Here is a 17166-nt window from a genome sequence, read left to right as displayed (position 1 = left end):
AGTAGCTTCTTGAGCAAAGCGGCCTTCCGTTCACTTGAATAACGAGCCATTCGACACTCTTTATCCTCCCCCGGTCTTCACTTGTAGATAGATCAGATCAGGCGACAACTATCCTGACACCGGGGGGCAATACCTCGCTATCCTGCCAACGAAAATGGGGCCAATCTGCTTGTTGCCAAATCCAAAATGGTTCCATTATTTCCTCATCCAACGTGCTAGGGTCTCAATAATGAGCCGACCCAGCCCATCATTCGGCTCAACATCTGAGCCGAATATAACACATGCAGCAGACCAGCAGAGCTGGAAATGAGGATGGAGATACAGGCTGAAAATCTCAGACCGGAGCTGACGAAAAACTGGATTTATTGCTGCTGTGTGGCGCTACAGCAACCAGTGGATAGACAAGGCGGGAAACTCATTTTCGTTTCGAATAGATCTTGTGAGCTTGCAGCTTACGCTGCATGAAGCCACGCCCAACAGATGCCGTCTGGTCTGCTCATTCATATGCCTGATGATACTCACTAATATTGGGATGCCAGTCTAAGCCACCAGAAGAGAAGGATCGAACCACCGAGTAGATTGCCTGCCAGGTATTTCCAAGAACGGTCTGACAAGAACAAAATCGCACCAAGTATCGTTATCAGGCCCCAGAGATAGGGCATGAGCAGTACATATAGGCCAGTCAGTGAGTATTCATCGTTAAACCAATCATAGACAGGCTGAATGAACAGGATCGATGCATTCAAGAGGTGATAGAGCATGAGCAACACGAATATCCATGTTCTCTCTGTCTTCACTGCTGCGCTCACTTTAGTTCCCTTTGGAATGGATAGCTGAGTTCAATGACGGTCAAAAAAGGTGTTTAGGCAGATGCTAAAGCTGGCAATGATGCTAATCGCCATCACTGTGAATAATTATGGGAAAATATAGTTTTATCGGGGTGAGGAGATAATTAATTGGCAAATATATCTATGGCAACAAGTCGCGAATGTCACACCCCATTACCCTAGCAAGACGATAAGCCTTTTCCAGGGTGATATTAACCTCACCACGCTCAATTCGTCCTACGTAGCTTCTATCAAGTTCGGCCGCATATGCGAGTGCATCTTGCGATACACCCAATTGAAGCCGTCTATTACGTACAGCATCACCAAATTTTTTTGCTAGATCTTGCATGTCTCGCCTCTCACTGGCGAGCACTATCTCTGGTTGTCTGGCTAACGACCACGGATTATAATCCGCAATCAAGTTTAGATTCCCACTAAATGTTTTCGTTCGAGACCAAGGATTACTTATGAGCTCCCAGACTGTGTGGTTACCAACCGCACTCTATACCGCACTCATTCGATTGCAGATGGATGATTTCACTACAACGGAGTGCTTGAACGCAGTCTTTGGTGAATCAGAGTACAATCAGGCCCATAAGAGGCGATATGGCCTCGTTTATCGTAATCTGATGAGGTTGGTTGACGCGGGTTTCCTGGAACGGAGAAATGTTGATGATGTCCGATCGTATCCAAGTTTCGTTAAAACCCCTCTATTTCATGATGTGAACTTTCAAGAGGAACTAATTGGCCCTGCGACTCAGGGAGAGCTGGAAGTTCAGGAAGTTCAGGAAGTTCAGGAGGCTCAGGAGGCTCAGGAGGCTCAGGAGTATAAAAAGGAATCGAACGATGCTCTCTTAGATGAGTTAAACGCGAAAGCGAGCCTCTACCGCATTGAAATTCAGGAGTGCCAGGCAGCAATTGCTGAATACAATATGCTGCAAACAGATTTTCCCGCGCTAGAAATTACTATTGATAATGCACTTCGGAATACCAGTCAGAAATACCGAGACTTAAGGGGACGGCTGGCAGCTGTGGAGAAGGTGATGAGGGCTTTGGGGAGCACCGAGTCGGCCCGCTAATATCATCCCTTCTATATATAAGCAGATCTTAACTACATGACCCTAGGTGTCTGTGATTTTAGGTCATGTAGTTTACCTCACCGCTGCTCGTTCATATACCTAGCGGTACACATAATAGTGTCAATATATGATGTACAGAATACCATCCTCTCGCTATACATCAGTTAAATAGCTTTCATCCATTTCGGGATGGACTTCAAATTTTTCTGTGGAAAAATAAAGGCGGTAAAATTCTTTCGGGAGATTATCCAGTCGTTCAAGTGAATTATTTACTCTAGAGCATTGGTCTAAATTTAAATAGAAACGATGTTTATCTAACCAATTTCTAGGATCATGGAAATTTTCGATAGTTGCATTTTCTAACCTGGCTACATGCTGCTCAATCATGCTACGACTTACCAATGGCCTGAGCATAGGGATGATATCAATAGTCCGGTCATCAGACACGACAATAGCGAGTCTTCGATGACTTCCTTTGTGAACATAGCGTACTCCAGAGTTGTAGCGAGAGCCTCTTGATGGCGTACATTGTTCGGTCGCCTCGCCATCAAGAATGATCCCGATAGCATGACAGAAGCCCGCAGGATCTAGAATTATGGTTCCATCGATGCCACTGACACTTCGGAGTAATGCTTCAGAAAGAAGTGTTGGCTCGATACATGTACCTTGCTTGCTAAGACGACGAGCTTCACTAGCCGCGTCTTCGGCAACAACAATCATGCTCCCGTGTTCTTGGCTAACTTGAGCCATCATCAGGTGCCACAGGTTTAATCCATTTTCATGTGATGTCTCTGGAAAGAGTCGAGCATAATTTGCCAGGAACGCTGCCTTATCAAAAGGTTCTTGAGGTAATTTAGGTTCAGCATAATGACTACGAAGTAATGCTTGATTGCCACAACGCAACTCCCAGTGATAATGGTCGATAAAGACGACTAAAAATGCATCTTGGTTACTGGAATCATGCCATTCCTTAAGTCTCCCCAGTCCATAGATGCGCTGGCTGTCCGCAATAATACCAATACCTGTAGTCGCCATCTGTAAAACTTTCCTAACCCACCTTGGTTCATGAAGCGTCACAGGCTCAGCAAACTTAACCATAAATTCGACTACATCATTCTTGGGGTCAACAAGGATAAGATGCCCAATTCCCTTTGAGCCTTCATACATTAAGGAAGAAACAAGATTCAACGTAGCAAACAGATCGTCATGCATGTACTGCCGTTCGATTGATAACCCTGGGGTGTGCATGAAATTTTTCGCAGCAATACGGACGATCTCTTCTGCCTCTCTCATACCACGATGTGAAAAACGTCCAGGTTCAGGCTTGTTTAACCCCTCCGTTGCCTCATGCAGAACAGCCGCCATAGCTGAATGGATGAGACTACGATATCCATTTTGATTATTGCCTTTTCTGAGTGGCTGATGTTCTAACGGGGGATACTGCAAGAACAGGCTATTTGGGATCTGTATAACAGGAGTTACATAGTGGTCATCGATGCGCCTGACTGCTCCACAGAACGAAGTTAAATGATGCTCTTCATCAAATTTTTTTAATGCCTGTTCTACCGATGTGCGCACTGAATCTTGGCGCATCCACTCTGGCTTATCACGCATACTCGGAGCATCACCAAAATACAAATTCTGCATTTCATGGTTGTTGTAAGCAAATTCAATAGAATCAATTAGGCCATCAAATAATGACAGCTGCCATTTTCCATCTTCTGGCTCGATGCACACTGGGTTCCGGTTATCGCTATTTGGGCTTCGAGCACCAACTAGAATCACTTCCGCTTCTGAAGGAGCCCCCAGTCTTTTAAGCACATCGCGAGCTAACCTCTGAATTTGAATCCGATAGTGGCTTTGATATCCCCACATGAAAAGGTTGATGTAGTGTCCATCCATTGCTAACCCACCGTTATTGATCACTTTCAGTTCTCAGCAAACGCTCGCTAACCAAGCCCAAGTGCCATAAGTGCAGTCGAACTGTCCCTGCATTAGCGGAAGCCTGTCTCAACGCATAGTCATTGAAGCTATGGCGCTTACTGCACCATACATGAACATTACGTTATCACACACCCCTGCTTGAGGCTGATAGCAATAAAAATGATAAAAATCAAATAGTTGATTAGCTGTCGCTAAGCTCCCCAATCAGTTCGAAAAACAACCTTACTGATACATCAATCGTTTTCCTTGATCGCCTCAATCGGATCGGATATGTTTGTGCTGTTTAAACATACAGCACTACATATAGCATCAAAATCAAAACCCAGACACAGGATATAGTGATGACAACTAACCGTAAAACTACCTCCGATAAAGTCGCAACACTTGCTGGGCAGGTGCTCAACGATACAACCTCCTCTGCCACTGCGCGCTCCCTTGCTGCTTCCGCGCTGTCTCAGGCTAGGGCTGGGAAGCAAACTGGGGCTGAAATGGAGACGTTTGCCTCCATGGTGCTACAAAGCAGCAAGTACAGCGAAACGTCAAAGACCCTGGCTGCCAGCATCTTGGCACAAGCCAATAAAGAACGATGAGATGAATAGAAGGGTTATGTTATTAGGCATGAAAGGATTGGCATATGCATGATTACGCTATTTTTGGTCATAGTAGAACTACAATAGGTCGATATCTCGGAACTTTTTCAGTTATCCTCACTGGTTTGGCATCAAGCATTATTCTATGGCTGCACCAAGTGGATGGTCTCAGCTTTATGGCTGGAGCAACTGTTTCAACTGCTGCTGTATACTTTGCCTTGCATTGGTTTTTTAATAACTATGTATGGAAAGTACCACTATTTAAAATTCCAGATTTAAATGGTGTTTGGTCTGTCAGAGGTGAGACGCTCGCCGAAGATGACGGTGTTATAAAATACAGCTGGGAAGCTGAAATTGATATTGAGCAGACTTGGGAAAAAATATCTATAAACTTAAAAACCAAAAAAAGCTCCAGCGAAAGCTATACGGCAACTCTTGCCAAAAAATCAGGAACTCGTGGTGGCTGGGTTCTTCATTATAGTTATAGTAATTCTCCCGATGCATCTCAGTTCCATGAGTTGAACTCACATAGAGGTTACTGTGAAGTTATCTTTGATAAGGAACTAACTTCTGGTGAAGCTGCATATTTTAATAGTAATGGAAGACGAACTTTCGGAAAAATGTACCTGACGCGAGGTGATAAATGATCAACTTTAGTGACCGTTTGAAAAAATTGAAGGAAAGGCGTCAGGGTACTGCTCAGCGCTATGCACTTGATCAAGGCTACACAGGACTAGCAGCTGCATATGATTACCGTCCACAGGAAAGTTATGAAAAGGTCAAAGACAGTGATGCAATCAAATATGTAATTGGTGCGATGGCACCAGTGAGCTCTAAATCAACACAAGTTTCAATCGATGAAGGAGAGCGTGTAGCTAATACATTGGTTAGCATGCTCGAAACCGACCGGATTAATACTGAATTCAGGCTTCAAGGTTCTGTCGCTTTAGATATTCATATTGAAGGACACTCTGATGTCGATATGTTGATTCTTAAAAAAGATGTAGTCCTTATCCAACTACCAGTTCTTCCATCAACTAACTATACTGATGCTCCTGATAAGAGACCCATGCTCGATCAAGTAAAAGAAATTCGTTTGGCATCAGAAGTTAAACTGACAAGCAGATACTATCAAGCGACAGTAGACTGCTCGAATAAGAAATCCATATCAATGAGTGGGGGTAGCTTGGCCAGAAAAATTGATATTGTGCCAAGCTGTTGGCATGACTCTCATGATTATCAGCGCTCAGGTCAACAGCATGACCGCTGCGTCAGAATATACGATAAAGAAAAACATGAGTTCATAGAAAACAAACCTTTTCTTCATATTAAGAAAGTTGATGATAAAGACTTTACTTATGGAGGAAACCTTAAGAAAGTCGTTCGATTGATGAAGAATATTGTGGCTGACATGCCAGATTATAAAAAGAAAGTAGCCAAAAAGCTTACAAGCTTTGACTTAACTAGCATTGCGTATCACATGGATGCTCAACTAACATGTCCTGAATACTTTCCCCTGCTACTTCTTCACAGGCTTGATCTCTGGCTGCAAAAGTTAAAGGATGATAAAACTCTAAGAGATTCACTAAAATCTCCAGATGAGGTTCAGTCTATTTTCAATAATGTTGAAAAAGATGATGCTCTTGAGATTCTTAGCAAGGAAGTCTCTGACTTGGCGGCCTCTGTTTATCGAGACCTGTATCCATATGATAGAGAGAAAGACATAAGCAAATTATCATATAAATTTATTTATGTTTAGGCAAACAATTAATTTCCCGAAAAATATTACCGCCTTTAACCATGGCCCCAATGGGGCCAATGAGTAACATCGTAGGATCTTACTATTATTTCTCAGGTTGTCTGACCCAATAATGAGGACTATAATCCTCACCCTAATTTTGATTCCTACTAATTGTTGTCTTTCGAGACTGAGGGTTACCTATGGGCTCCCAAACTGTGTGGCTTCCAACCGTACTCTACACTGCACTAATTCGGTTACAGCTGAACGATTTCACTGCACAGGAGTGCGTAATCGCGGTATTTGGTGACAAGTTAAAGCGCCCATCAAAACATAAATACTATGGACTCATATACCGCCATCTGAACAAGTTGGTCGGTATGGGTCTTTTGAATAGGCGCAGTGTGGGTAATAAATGGTTTCGTCCAAATTACGTCAAAGCGCAGCTGTTTGATGAGGCTACCTTTCGGGAGGATCTACTTGGCCCACAGGTTCCAGTGACTCAGGTCGAGCAAAAGGCTGTCGTGGAAGTGAAGGATGAGGTGCGAAAGGGGCTGGAAGAATTGGAGGCTAAGGCGAAATCTTATCGATTTGAAATTCAGGAATACCAGGCCACGTTCGCCGAATACAACGAGCTACGAGCAGATTTCCCCGCGTTAGAGGCAACCATTGATAGTGTGCTCAGGCACACCAGTCAGGAATTTCGGTGCTTACGAGGACGGTTGGCAGCCGTGGAGGAGGTGTTGAGAGCGTTGGGGAGTTCCGCGTCAGTCCGCTAATGTCATCCCTTCTATATAAGTCGATTTCAACTACATGACCCCAGATGTCCGGCATTTGCAGGTCATGTAGTTTCGCGGTGTTGGTGCGTGACTTCTATCCTTGGGCGCGATGCCAGCTGATTTTGCATAATCAGTGCTCCTGAAAAAGGGCTCATAGTCCCACATACACACTCATGCGCACTGATTGAGCGATCTACATGCGCACTCTAGTGCGCAAATAGTTTATTACAAGATTGACATTCATGACTGAATGTTTTACTCTTCGCGTCAGTTGGTTAGGTCATGCATTAACAGTTGCAATGCATTGATTTTAAACAAAATTAGCGTTTTTATCGCGTAATGCATAAGTGGTTAGTGGCTTCTTGCTGGAAGTTAATCCTTACCTTCGATCTTTTATGTGTACCATATAAGAGTTCGAATCCTGCAGGGCGCGCCATTGATTCTCAATTTGTTGACGGATCAATGCAGTTTTCAGTGGTGGCTGTAGCTCAGTTGGTAGAGTCCCGGATTGTGATTCCGGTTGTCGTGGGTTCGAGCCCCATCAGCCACCCCATTATTCCGTCGTTTGGCACAACGCTGCCAATACGGCAAGATACAAGCCTTCTGGCTTGTCAAAAACCGGCCCAAGCCGGTTTTTTTGTTTCTGCAGCTCCATTTTCTGCGTTTATATCCCCGCATGTCTCATCGCACAACGCACTGAGTGGCTGAAATGCTCATGGCCCAGAGCCTCATCATTGCTCCGCCACCCGGCTATCGCCCTTATCCTCGCAATTCCCATAAACCCCTCCAACGTTCTTTTTCTGTATTTCCCAAGCGGCATTGATATGCTGGCAGCTCCTCTTTTCTCCTGCTTCCGGTTGGAGCTTTTCTATGCAACGCATTCTTTTTGTTGAAGATGATCCCGAGATTGGCCAGCTCATCAGCAGCTGGCTCGGCCGTCACGATATGGAAGTGATCCTCGAACCCAGAGGCGATAAGGCGCTGGCCCGGGTCGAAGCCGAACAACCGGATCTGGTGCTGCTCGATATCATGCTGCCGGGACAGGATGGTATGTCCCTCTGCCGGGATCTGCGGCCACGCTTTGATGGCCCCATCGTGATGCTCACTTCGCTCGATAGCGACATGAACCAGATCCTGAGTCTGGAGCTGGGAGCCAACGACTACATCCTTAAAACCACGCCCCCCCCCGTGCTGCTGGCCAGATTGCGGGTGCAGTTCCGCCAGCATCAGCAAGTCGCCGCGCAACCGATCGCCGCCGCCGGCAGTGTGCCACAGCAGTTGCAATTTGGCCGTCTGCTGGTCGATGGGCCGGGGCGGGATGTGCGTCTAGATGGCGAGAGCATTGCCCTCTCGACTGCCGACTTTGATCTGTTGTGGGAGCTTGCCAGCCACGCCGGCCAGATCCTGGGGCGGGAAGCCCTGTTCCGCAGCCTGCGCGGCCGAGAGTATGACGGTCAGGATCGCAGCATGGATGTGGCCATCTCCCGCCTGCGCCGCAAACTGGGTGATAGCCCTGACAACCCGACCCGGATCAAGACGGTGCGCCAGAAGGGCTACCTTTTCGTCCCTCACGCCTGGGAATAGCCTTAATCAGGGAGCACAACCATGCGCCGTCTCTTTATCCAGTTCTATCTGTTGCTGATCGGCTGTTTCACTCTGGCGATTCTGCTGGTTGGCGTGGTCTATCAGGTCACCGCCGAGCGAGCCGGCGACCGTTATCTCGAGCGGATGATGCAGGGCTCCCTTGGCCTGCTGACTGACGAGCTGGCCAGAATTTCGCCCGAGCGCTGGCCAGATCGGCTGGCCGAGCAGAGCAGCCAGTTCACCCTCCCCCTCAAGGTTGGCGAGCTGGCCCATCAGCCTCTTGCCAGTGAGGATCAGGCATTTCTTGCCGCCGGCAATATCGTCATCGTCGAGGAGGATGACACCTTCCTGCAACGGATCCCCGATACCGATCAGGTGCTTATCGTTGGCCCGGTGCCCTATCTCTCCTACCTGCACGAACTGCACTGGGTCGATGTGGGGCTGCTGCTGGTCATTGGCCTCTCCCTCGGGCTGCCCATCCTGCTTTGGCTGCGTCCGCACTGGCGCGGCTTGCTGCAACTGGAGCAGACGGCACGCCGGGTAGGCGATGGCGATCTCTCCTGCCGCACCAACCTGCCGCCGGGCAGCAGTCTGGCCCGGGTGGGGCGTACCTTCGACCAGATGACCGCCCAGCTGCAAGCCATGCTCACCAGCCGCAAGCAGCTGACCGATGCCATCGCCCATGAGCTGCGTACCCCACTGGTCAGATTGCGCTATCGGCTTGCCATGCTCGATCCTGCCCCTGCAGCAGAAGAGCAGCAGGCACTGGAGCGGGATCTGGGGGCGCTGGACTCCCTCATCGAAGAGATGCTGACCTACGCCAAGCTGGATAGACCCGAGCTGCCGCTGCAGCGGGATGAGCTGGAACTGGGCTGCTGGGCAGAGCATCACCTCGGCGACTGGCAAGCGTTGCGGCCGGAGAAACACCTGACCCTCGCTCTGCCACCCATCAAGATGCCCTGGTGCGGCGATCATCGTCTGCTGACACGCGCCGTCGAGAACCTCATCGGCAACGCCCTGCGCTACGCCGAGAGCGAGGTTACCCTCTCCATCTCACGCTTGCAGGAGAACTATCTGCTGGAGGTGAGCGACGACGGGCCGGGTATCGACCCCGCACTGGCGCACCAGATCTTCGAGCCGTTCGTGCGTCTTGATCAGAGTCGGGATCGCCGTACCGGCGGCACCGGGCTGGGACTTGCCATTGTGCGCAGCATAGCGCTCCACCATGGCGGTGATGTGGCATTGCTTCCTTCCGGTAAGGGAGCCCGCTTCTGCCTCACGCTCCCTGTACATTTGGATACAAACCGTCACCAAGTGCTCACTGAAGTACCGCGCTCAGCGTCATAGGATGAAGTCATGGAGAAACGCTCCATACCACCAATCCGAATAAGGAAATTGACCATGAAAAAAATCATTCCCCTGACTCTGGCCGCCGTTTTCGCCCTGACTTCCGGTTTCACCATGGCTGCGACCCCGACCAAAACTGCCGCCCCGCAAGCGACCCAGACCAAGGTTGTGAAAAAGCACCATAAAACTGCGCACAAAGCGCCGTCCGTCAAAGTCGCGCCGAAAACCAAGTAATCGCCTCTGACCCTTGAGTGACGACCAGACCGTCAATCTGTACATAACAGAGCAAGAGTAGAGCGGAGAGATAAAAGGGAGGCCGGTTGCCTCCCTTTTCATCTGGTCATGATGAAAACTGCCTCTGCCAAGCAGGTTCCACATGACAAGATCATTGCTGTTCCATCATGCCGACTATCGTAATAACCTCATGACACTGCCGCACATTATTCAGGCTATCGCGCATCATCCAACCCATTACCGTAACCTCATCAACGCTCATCGTTTGAACTGACAATAGGAACATGGAATGTGGCGTCATCTCATTAAATGGCTAGGCCCGCTCTGCAGCTTGCTGCTGCTGGGCGCCGCCCTGACCGTACTCTATCACCTGACCCATTCATGGCACTGGCACGATATTCGTATCGCCATCTGGTCACAACCGCTGCCCACTCTGGCTGGCGCCCTGCTGCTGACCCTGCTCAGTTATGGCCTGCTCTGCGGCTATGACATGCTGGCGCTGCACGCGCTGGGCAAACGGCTCCCCTGGCAGCAGGTGGGTGTTACCTCCTTTATCGCCTACACCTTCTCCAACACGCTGGGCTTTGCCCTGCTGACGGGTGCCTCGGTGCGCTACCGGATCTACTCCGCCCTCGGGCTGGCGACCGGCGAGGTGGCACGGGTGGTACTCTTCTGCTCCATCACCTTCTTCCTCGGGCTGCTCGGCTGGGGCGGCAGTGCCTTGCTGTTCGGCAGCACGGCGGCCCAGCTGCTGCTCGATTGGCCAAGCTGGATCTACAGCCTGCTCCATCTGGCCGGCGCCGGCGCCCTGCTGCTGGTGCTGGGCTATCTGCTCTGGCCCCGTCCCAGCTTCTCCTGGCGCGAACACAGCCTGATCCTGCCCGGGATAAAGGTACGCCTGCTGCAACTGCTGGTCGCGCTGGCGGACTGGATGGCCGCCGCCGCCGTGCTATTTGTGCTGCTACCCGCAGATAGCGTCCCCTACCCCGTGCTGCTCAGTGCCTTCGTGCTGGCCAGCTTCCTCGGGGTGCTGGCCCACGTGCCGGGCGGGATCGGGGTGTTCGAAGCGAGCATGAGTCTGCTGCTGGCCCACTACCTGCCGACCGACAAGCTGCTCGCCTCGCTGCTGCTCTACCGCTGCATCTATTACGTGCTGCCTTTCCTCTGCGCCCTGCTGCTCTTTACCAGTCAGGAGATGTTGCAGCAGAAGGCTCGCTGGCAGCGGTTGCAGGGGATCATGAGCGCCATTCAGGAGTTTCTGCCCGCCCTTATCAGCGTCGGCACCTTCGCCGCCGGTAGCCTGCTGCTCTGCTCGGGCATGATCCCGACCATGCGCAGCCACATCGAAGTGTGGTTGCAGGTGCTGCCGCTCCACCTGCTCGAGCTCTCCCATGTGCTCGGCAGCGTGAGTGGTATTCTCCTGATCCTGCTGGCGCGCAGCCTCTATCGCCGTCATGACGCCGCGTTTCGCATCACCCAGCTGCTGCTGGCTCTGGGGATCGCCTTCTCCCTGCTCAAGGGGGGGGACTGGGAGTCAGCCCTGCTGCTCGGCAGCTTCCTGCTCATCATGACCCCCTGCCGCTCTCTCTTCTATCGCAAGGGGTCGCTGCTCTATCCCCAGTACACCCCGGGCTGGCTCATCTCGGTCGGCGCCGTGCTGCTGGGGGCGCTGTGGCTGCTGCTCTTCTCCTACCGTCAGGTGGAGTATGACCACGCCCTCTGGTTCCACTTCTCGCCCCACGGCGGGGCTGCCCGCGGCCTGCGCGCCATGGGGAGCGTGGTGGCCGTGCTGGCCGTGGCCGGGGTTGCCCAGCTGCTTGCACCGCTGCGCGTAGTCGGTGAAAAGCCTGACAAGGAGACGCTGGCGCGCGCTCACGAGCTGGTGGTGCGCGAAGGGGGGATCCACGGCTATCTGACCCAGTTGCAGGACAAGTCCCTGCTGTTCCACCCCGCCGGCGACGCCTTCCTGATGTATGGCATCGAGGGCAACAGCTGGATTGTGATGGGGGATCCGGTCGGTCGCCCCGAGCAGATCGAAGAGCTGCTCTGGCAATTTCGCGAGCGGTGCGACGAGCACGACGCCAATCCGGTTTTCTATCAGGTCTCGGCCCGCTATCTGCCGCTCTATCTGGAGTTGGGGCTGATCCCCTTCAAGCTTGGTGAAGAGGCGATGGTCGATCTGGCTACCTTCGATCTGGCGGGCAGCCGGCTGCGCAACCTGCGTCAGAGCCACGCCAAGGGCAAACGGGAAGGGTTGACCTTCGAGGTGGTCGAGGCAAGCGCCGTGGCCCCCCTGCTGCCCAGATTGCAGACCGTCTCCGATACCTGGCTGCAGAGCAAGATGGGCAAGGAGAAGGGCTTCTCGGTCGGCCGCTTCGAGCCTGACTACCTGACCTTGAGCCCGGCTGCGCTGGTCTGGCACGAGGGGCAGATCGTCGGCTTTGCCAACCTCTGGGTGAGCGATAACAAGGAGATGCTCTCCATCGATCTGATGCGCTACAGCCTGGATACCGGTACTGCCCCCATCATGGATTTTCTCTTTGTCGAACTGCTGCTGTGGGGCAAGGCGCAAGGGTACGCCAGCTTCAATCTGGGGATGGCCCCCATGTCCGGCTTCAACGATCACCCGCTCAACAGCTACTGGGCCCGCCTTGGCAATACCCTGTTCGTCCGTGGCAGCCGCTTTTACAACTTTCAGGGGCTCAGACGCTACAAGGAGAAATTTTCGCCCCGCTGGGAACCCCGCTACCTGCTCTGCAGCAGCAAGCTGGTACTGCCCAGAACCCTGACTCACCTGATCACCCTGATTAGCCGCGGCCCGTTGGGGTTGATCAAGAAATAGGAGCATGGCCAATGAGAGCCTTGATATTGCTGTTACTCAGTCTCGTACTGCCCGTTTCATCTTTTGCGGCGCATGCCGCCCCGGTCAAGGATGACCTGAGCCTGATTGAGCTGCCGGTCAAGCAGCCATCCGACGCCCCCATGGTGATCTTTCTCAGCGGCGATGGTGGCTGGGCGGCCCTCGACAAGGGGTTGAGCGCCCAGTTTCAGCTGCACGGCATGCCGGTCGTGGGCTGGAGCTCCCTCACCTACTACTGGAAGAAGAAAACCCCGGAGCAGGTGACCGCCGATCTGGAGCGGATCCTCGATGATTACCAGACTCGCTGGCAGCGCCCCCGCTGGCTGCTGGTCGGCTTCTCGTTTGGTGCCGAGATTGTCCCCTTCGTCATCAACCGGTTGCCGGAGCACTATCGCCAGGGGCTGGTCGGGGCCGTGATGCTCTCCCCCTCCACCAGCTCGGACTTCGAGATCCACGTCAGCGACATGCTGACCCACAAGGCGCGCAGCTACCCGACCGAACCGCAGGTGAAAACCATCCGGGATCTGCCGATGGTCTGCTTGCAAGGTGCCGATGACGATGACGACGACCGCCTCTGCCCCCGTCTCAACCAGCCCAACGTCACCACCGTCACTCTGCCGGGCGGCCACCACTTTGAGGATGATTACCCGGTGCTCTATCAGGCCATCACCAAGCACATGACCCTCACCACACCCTGAGCGGCGATGAAAACAGAGAGGGCGACCACAGGGTCGCCCTCTCTTTTTGTATTCGGGATCTCGCCAACTACGGCTGATCACCACCAGCCCAGCAGATTGCGGCCGGTCAGCGCCCCCCACACCAGCACGTTGAGCGCCAGCGCAATAAAAACGGCGGCAGAGCCCATGTCTTTGGCCCGACCGGAAAGCTCGTGATGTTCGGAGCCAATTCTGTCCACCACCGCCTCGACGGCGGAGTTGAGGATCTCCACGATCACCACCAGCCAGCTGATGATCATCAGCAGCAGGATCTGGGTCAGCCCATCCCCCACCAGAAAGGCCAGCGGCATCAGCAATATGATCAGCAGCAGTTCCTGACGAAAGGCAGCCTCATGCAGCCAGGCGGACGAAAGCCCCTTCATGCTGTAACGGGTGGCATGGATGATCCGGGTGATCCCTGTAGCGCCAGGTTTGGCCATTTTTGCTTCCTCTTTTGATGGCAACCCGCTCCATTTCGTACATAGCATCTAAACAAATGGAGCAAGTCATATATGAAAACTGAACAATTTTGGAGATAAAAAAGGGGCGCACTGGCGCCCCGAGTCGGCCCTCACCTTACTGCACGGTGCGGCACTGGCTGAAAATATCGAGCTGCTTGTCGTACACCGCCGTGCTGACATCCCAGATCCCGAGCACAGAGGAGAAGATGTTGTCATGGGAGTAGCGATTGTCTGCCGCTTTTTGCTGCAGGCAGTTCAGATCCATCCCCTTCTCTTTGGCAAAGCCCGGCGACATCCAGACCTGCATCGGCACCCGGGTCTGGTCGTCAGGGGCAAACTTGTAGGGCGTGCCATGCAGGTAGAGCCCCATCGCCCCCAGCGACTCGCCGTGATCAGAGAGGTAGATCAACGCCGTGTTGTACTTATCCTCATACTTTTTCAGCTTGGTAATCATCTCTGCAATGACAAAATCGGTGTAACGGATGGTGTTGTCATAGGTGTTGACCAGCTCTTCATCGCTGCAGTTCTCGATGTCGCTGCGCGGGCAGTCCGGCACGAACTGGCGATGGTTATCCGGATAGCGCTTGTAGTAGGTCGGGCCGTGGCTGCCGATCAGATGGAAACCAACCAGCTTGTCGCCCTTCATCTGTGCCACCTCGTCGTCGAGGTTTTGCAGCACAACCTCGTCATAGCAGGTGTTCTTGTCGCAGAACTGCGGGTGATCTTTTGGCTTGATCTCGATGTTGGGCACCCGATCGCACACCCCTTTGCAGCCGCCGTCGTTCTCCTTCCAGAAGATGGAGACCCCGCTTCTTTGCAGCACATCGAGCAGGCCTTCGCTGTTGCGGGCCCGGTTGTCATCAAACTCCTTGCGCCCCATGTTGGAGAACATACAGGGCACCGACACCGCCGTAGCCGTGCCGCAAGAGCGCACGTCCTTGAAGGAGATCACGCCCCCGGCCTGACTGGTAAAGGGGTTGGTCTCTTTCTGGTAGCCGTTCATCGAGAAGTTCTTGCCGCGGGCTGTCTCCCCCACTACCAGAAACATCAGGGTCGGTTTATCCTCTTTCGCGACTCGCTTGGCATCATCACCCAGGGTGGTGAACGGAATAGGCTCGGCGACGTAACGTTTGTAGAGATACTTGGTGGTGCTGTAGACATAGTTGGCCGGCACGATCTCGCGATTTAGAGTCTGGTTGTTGCGCCCGACCGAAACGTAATCCTGATAGTAAAACGCCGCTATGATGCCCACGACAGCCAGGGATGCGACCATGGAGAGGGCGCGCTGGAACAGCCCCAGATACCATTTTTTCGGGTACTCGATTTTGACAAAGAAGAGCAGCACGGCGGGCAATACACCGGCCAACGCCACCCAGACCACGATGGGCAGGCTGACATAGGAGTAGGCCTCGCTCTGGTTGGTCTCGAAGATGTTCTGGATCATCTCCTGATCGAACATGACCCGATACTTCAGCATGGTGTAACTGACGATGGCGCCAGTCACAAAGAGAAACGCAAAGAAGGGTTTCAGCAGGTAGCGCTGGGAGAAGGGCATGAAAACGAAGTTGAGCGCCGCCACCAGCAGCACCGGGATCGAGATGGCAAACCCTATCTTGAAATGCTCCAGATTGCTGAGAATATCGTAGAAGTGAAGCAACACGGGCCAGTTAAGCAGGAAGGCAAATATCAGTGCCAACAGGAAAATAAAGGGTACAACTCTGACTTTTACCACCGAAACACCACCTCTTGAACCAAATGCCGGAAAATTGAACGCAACCTGAACCAAGGCTGCGTCGGGATGTTAACAGAGCTAGTTGAGAACTCTCTCAACTAGTCAGTAACACCTTGTTACAATGTGAGCTTTATCAACTATTGAATTGCTGGCGGACAATAAAACTTGAACCTTAAGGAATAATTAAGATCCCGCTGATACCCGCAAAGTTTGCATCTGGTCAAAAATGATCTTTTCTTGCCATCCCCTCTGTGACCTTAAGCCCCTCTTAAGAAATCCCCGACATCCTCATTGCTGACGGCTCTTCGTCAAACCACAGGATGGTGCATTATGCATAACAGCGTCGCTCACTCAGTCAGCAAGGTGCCGGAGATCACCCTGGCATTCTGGTTCACCAAAATATTGGCAACGACCCTGGGAGAAACCGGAGGGGATGCGGTATCCATGTCGATGGATCTCGGCTATCTGGTCAGTACCGGCATCTTTGCCGTGATCTTCTTTATTGCCGTCGGCGCCCAGATTTCTGCCAAGCGCTATAACCCGGCGCTCTACTGGACAACCATTATCGCCACCACCACGGTGGGCACCACATTGGCAGACTTTGCCGATCGTTCGCTGGGGATGGGCTATGCAGGCGGGTCAACCCTGCTGTTCCTGCTGCTGATGGGCTCTTTTCTGGTGTGGTACAAATTTCAGGGCAGCATAGCGACCAGTGACATCAGTTCATCCAGAACCGAGATGTTCTACTGGATCACCATCATGTTCTCCCAGACACTGGGTACTGCGCTGGGTGACTGGGTGGCCGATGATGGCAGCTTTGGCTATACCGGCAGCATGGTGCTCTTTGGCGGTATCTTGCTGGCCATTGTCGCAACCTACCTGCTGACCCGGGTCTCACGCACCCTGCTCTTCTGGGCGGCTTTCATCATCACTCGTCCGCTGGGTGCGGTGGTGGGGGATTTCCTCGACAAGCCGCTTGGCAAAGGGGGACTGGAGCTTAGCAGATACTCCGCCTCGGCAGCCTTATTGGCCGCCATTGCCCTGCTGGTCTATCTCTCCACCCTGAAAAAGCGCGATGTTATCCCGCAGGAGCTGGATCCTGAGTAAGGCGACAGAGTTATAGCCAGAGGCCAACCGGTGAAAAAGCAGAAAAGCAAAAAGCCCTGACGTTTCCGTCAGGGCTTTGCAATTTGGCGGTGAGGGAGGGATTCGAACCCTCGATACGTTGCCGTATACACACTTTCCAGGCGTGCTCCTTCAGCCACTCGGACACCT

At 52.4% G+C, this 17166-nt stretch carries 16 protein-coding genes and 2 tRNA genes; 12 read left to right on the top strand and 6 right to left on the bottom strand.

The features are described from left to right. Positions 1–97: 97 nt before the first annotated feature. Together AAHA41_RS22540 and AAHA41_RS22535 are read right to left on the bottom strand one after the other, a co-directional pair. Positions 98–196, bottom strand: a complete 99-nt coding sequence (locus AAHA41_RS22540; RefSeq protein WP_323070879.1) for a DUF4172 domain-containing protein — start codon at positions 194–196, stop codon at positions 98–100. Positions 197–969: 773 nt separating this feature from the next. Continuing rightward, the gene (locus tag AAHA41_RS22535) at positions 970–1176 is read right to left on the bottom strand and encodes a helix-turn-helix transcriptional regulator (protein WP_080989933.1); all 207 of its coding nucleotides are present in this window, start codon (positions 1174–1176) and stop codon (positions 970–972) included. A 118-nt stretch (positions 1177–1294) separates the two neighbouring features. On the opposite strand from AAHA41_RS22535, the gene AAHA41_RS22530 reads away from it, so the two are divergent. Further along, the gene (locus tag AAHA41_RS22530) at positions 1295–1906 is read left to right on the top strand and encodes a hypothetical protein (protein WP_265216196.1); all 612 of its coding nucleotides are present in this window, start codon (positions 1295–1297) and stop codon (positions 1904–1906) included. Between the two features lie 153 nt (positions 1907–2059). On the opposite strand, the gene AAHA41_RS22525 is transcribed toward AAHA41_RS22530, so the two are convergent. Further along, positions 2060–3808 (bottom strand): hypothetical protein, encoded by a 1749-nt coding sequence (locus AAHA41_RS22525; RefSeq protein ID WP_245131218.1) that lies wholly within the window; start codon positions 3806–3808, stop codon positions 2060–2062. Between the two features lie 383 nt (positions 3809–4191). Here AAHA41_RS22525 and AAHA41_RS22520 point away from each other — a divergent pair, with 383 nt between their 5' ends. The 10 genes from AAHA41_RS22520 to AAHA41_RS22475 all read left to right on the top strand — a co-directional run bounded on the left by AAHA41_RS22520 (position 4192) and on the right by AAHA41_RS22475 (position 13680). Further along, positions 4192–4440 (top strand): hypothetical protein, encoded by a 249-nt coding sequence (locus tag AAHA41_RS22520; RefSeq protein ID WP_049637249.1) that lies wholly within the window; start codon positions 4192–4194, stop codon positions 4438–4440. 44 nt (positions 4441–4484) lie between these two features. Then, positions 4485–5087, top strand: coding sequence for a hypothetical protein (locus AAHA41_RS22515; protein ID WP_245131215.1), 603 nt, complete (start codon positions 4485–4487; stop codon positions 5085–5087). After that, on the top strand, positions 5084–6199 hold the full coding sequence (locus AAHA41_RS22510) for a hypothetical protein (protein ID WP_323070878.1): 1116 nt from the start codon (positions 5084–5086) through the stop codon (positions 6197–6199). Before AAHA41_RS22515 ends, AAHA41_RS22510 begins: the two co-directional genes overlap by 4 nt. Before the next feature lie 182 nt (positions 6200–6381). Continuing rightward, complete coding sequence (locus AAHA41_RS22505) at positions 6382–6957, top strand: hypothetical protein (protein WP_323070877.1); 576 nt, start codon at positions 6382–6384, stop codon at positions 6955–6957. Positions 6958–7434: 477 nt separating this feature from the next. Next, positions 7435–7510, top strand: a tRNA-His gene (locus AAHA41_RS22500). Positions 7511–7827: 317 nt separating this feature from the next. Next, positions 7828–8541 (top strand): two-component system response regulator RstA, encoded by a 714-nt coding sequence (rstA, locus tag AAHA41_RS22495; RefSeq protein ID WP_323070876.1) that lies wholly within the window; start codon positions 7828–7830, stop codon positions 8539–8541. Between the two features lie 21 nt (positions 8542–8562). Next, positions 8563–9888, top strand: coding sequence for a two-component system sensor histidine kinase RstB (rstB, locus tag AAHA41_RS22490; protein ID WP_323070875.1), 1326 nt, complete (start codon positions 8563–8565; stop codon positions 9886–9888). 54 nt (positions 9889–9942) lie between these two features. Continuing rightward, on the top strand, positions 9943–10122 hold the full coding sequence (locus AAHA41_RS22485; protein WP_033115160.1) for a hypothetical protein: 180 nt from the start codon (positions 9943–9945) through the stop codon (positions 10120–10122). A 289-nt stretch (positions 10123–10411) separates the two neighbouring features. Beyond that, positions 10412–12964: a bifunctional lysylphosphatidylglycerol flippase/synthetase MprF gene (gene mprF, locus AAHA41_RS22480; RefSeq protein ID WP_323070874.1), complete on the top strand. Its 2553-nt coding sequence runs from the start codon at positions 10412–10414 to the stop codon at positions 12962–12964. Positions 12965–12975: 11 nt separating this feature from the next. Continuing rightward, positions 12976–13680: an AcvB/VirJ family lysyl-phosphatidylglycerol hydrolase gene (locus tag AAHA41_RS22475; RefSeq protein WP_165791306.1), complete on the top strand. Its 705-nt coding sequence runs from the start codon at positions 12976–12978 to the stop codon at positions 13678–13680. 77 nt (positions 13681–13757) lie between these two features. Here AAHA41_RS22475 and AAHA41_RS22470 read toward each other — a convergent pair whose 3' ends face one another. Further along, complete coding sequence (locus AAHA41_RS22470; RefSeq protein WP_041207472.1) at positions 13758–14138, bottom strand: diacylglycerol kinase; 381 nt, start codon at positions 14136–14138, stop codon at positions 13758–13760. A 136-nt stretch (positions 14139–14274) separates the two neighbouring features. Beyond that, a complete protein-coding gene (locus tag AAHA41_RS22465; protein WP_323070873.1) occupies positions 14275–15891 on the bottom strand; it encodes an MCR-3-related phosphoethanolamine--lipid A transferase in 1617 nt (538 codons plus the stop codon). A gap of 330 nt (positions 15892–16221) precedes the next feature. Between AAHA41_RS22465 and AAHA41_RS22460 the strand changes: the two genes are divergently transcribed. Beyond that, a complete protein-coding gene (locus AAHA41_RS22460; RefSeq protein ID WP_323070872.1) occupies positions 16222–16998 on the top strand; it encodes a hypothetical protein in 777 nt (258 codons plus the stop codon). A gap of 84 nt (positions 16999–17082) precedes the next feature. Here AAHA41_RS22460 and AAHA41_RS22455 read toward each other — a convergent pair. Next, positions 17083–17164 (bottom strand) — tRNA-Ser (locus AAHA41_RS22455). Positions 17165–17166 lie beyond the last annotated feature (2 nt).

The sequence above is a fragment of the Aeromonas sp. SER genome, assembly GCF_038739615.1.
GTDB lineage: Bacteria > Pseudomonadota > Gammaproteobacteria > Enterobacterales > Aeromonadaceae > Aeromonas > Aeromonas jandaei.
Note: the sequence above shows the minus strand (reverse complement) of the source record. Positions and strands in the feature narration are given on the sequence as shown.

Bases quoted from the DNA above. Each gene is read 5' to 3' on its own strand.
- AAHA41_RS22540 (WP_323070879.1), bottom strand. From the start codon at position 196: ATGGAACCATTTTGGATTTGGCAACAAGCAGATTGGCCCCATTTTCGT.
- AAHA41_RS22535 (WP_080989933.1), bottom strand. From the start codon at position 1,176: ATGCAAGATCTAGCAAAAAAATTTGGTGATGCTGTACGTAATAGACGG.
- AAHA41_RS22530 (WP_265216196.1), top strand. From the start codon at position 1,295: ATGAGCTCCCAGACTGTGTGGTTACCAACCGCACTCTATACCGCACTC.
- AAHA41_RS22525 (WP_245131218.1), bottom strand. From the start codon at position 3,808: ATGGATGGACACTACATCAACCTTTTCATGTGGGGATATCAAAGCCAC.
- AAHA41_RS22520 (WP_049637249.1), top strand. From the start codon at position 4,192: ATGACAACTAACCGTAAAACTACCTCCGATAAAGTCGCAACACTTGCT.
- AAHA41_RS22515 (WP_245131215.1), top strand. From the start codon at position 4,485: ATGCATGATTACGCTATTTTTGGTCATAGTAGAACTACAATAGGTCGA.
- AAHA41_RS22510 (WP_323070878.1), top strand. From the start codon at position 5,084: ATGATCAACTTTAGTGACCGTTTGAAAAAATTGAAGGAAAGGCGTCAG.
- AAHA41_RS22505 (WP_323070877.1), top strand. From the start codon at position 6,382: ATGGGCTCCCAAACTGTGTGGCTTCCAACCGTACTCTACACTGCACTA.
- rstA (WP_323070876.1), top strand. From the start codon at position 7,828: ATGCAACGCATTCTTTTTGTTGAAGATGATCCCGAGATTGGCCAGCTC.
- rstB (WP_323070875.1), top strand. From the start codon at position 8,563: ATGCGCCGTCTCTTTATCCAGTTCTATCTGTTGCTGATCGGCTGTTTC.
- AAHA41_RS22485 (WP_033115160.1), top strand. From the start codon at position 9,943: ATGAAAAAAATCATTCCCCTGACTCTGGCCGCCGTTTTCGCCCTGACT.
- mprF (WP_323070874.1), top strand. From the start codon at position 10,412: ATGTGGCGTCATCTCATTAAATGGCTAGGCCCGCTCTGCAGCTTGCTG.
- AAHA41_RS22475 (WP_165791306.1), top strand. From the start codon at position 12,976: ATGAGAGCCTTGATATTGCTGTTACTCAGTCTCGTACTGCCCGTTTCA.
- AAHA41_RS22470 (WP_041207472.1), bottom strand. From the start codon at position 14,138: ATGGCCAAACCTGGCGCTACAGGGATCACCCGGATCATCCATGCCACC.
- AAHA41_RS22460 (WP_323070872.1), top strand. From the start codon at position 16,222: ATGCATAACAGCGTCGCTCACTCAGTCAGCAAGGTGCCGGAGATCACC.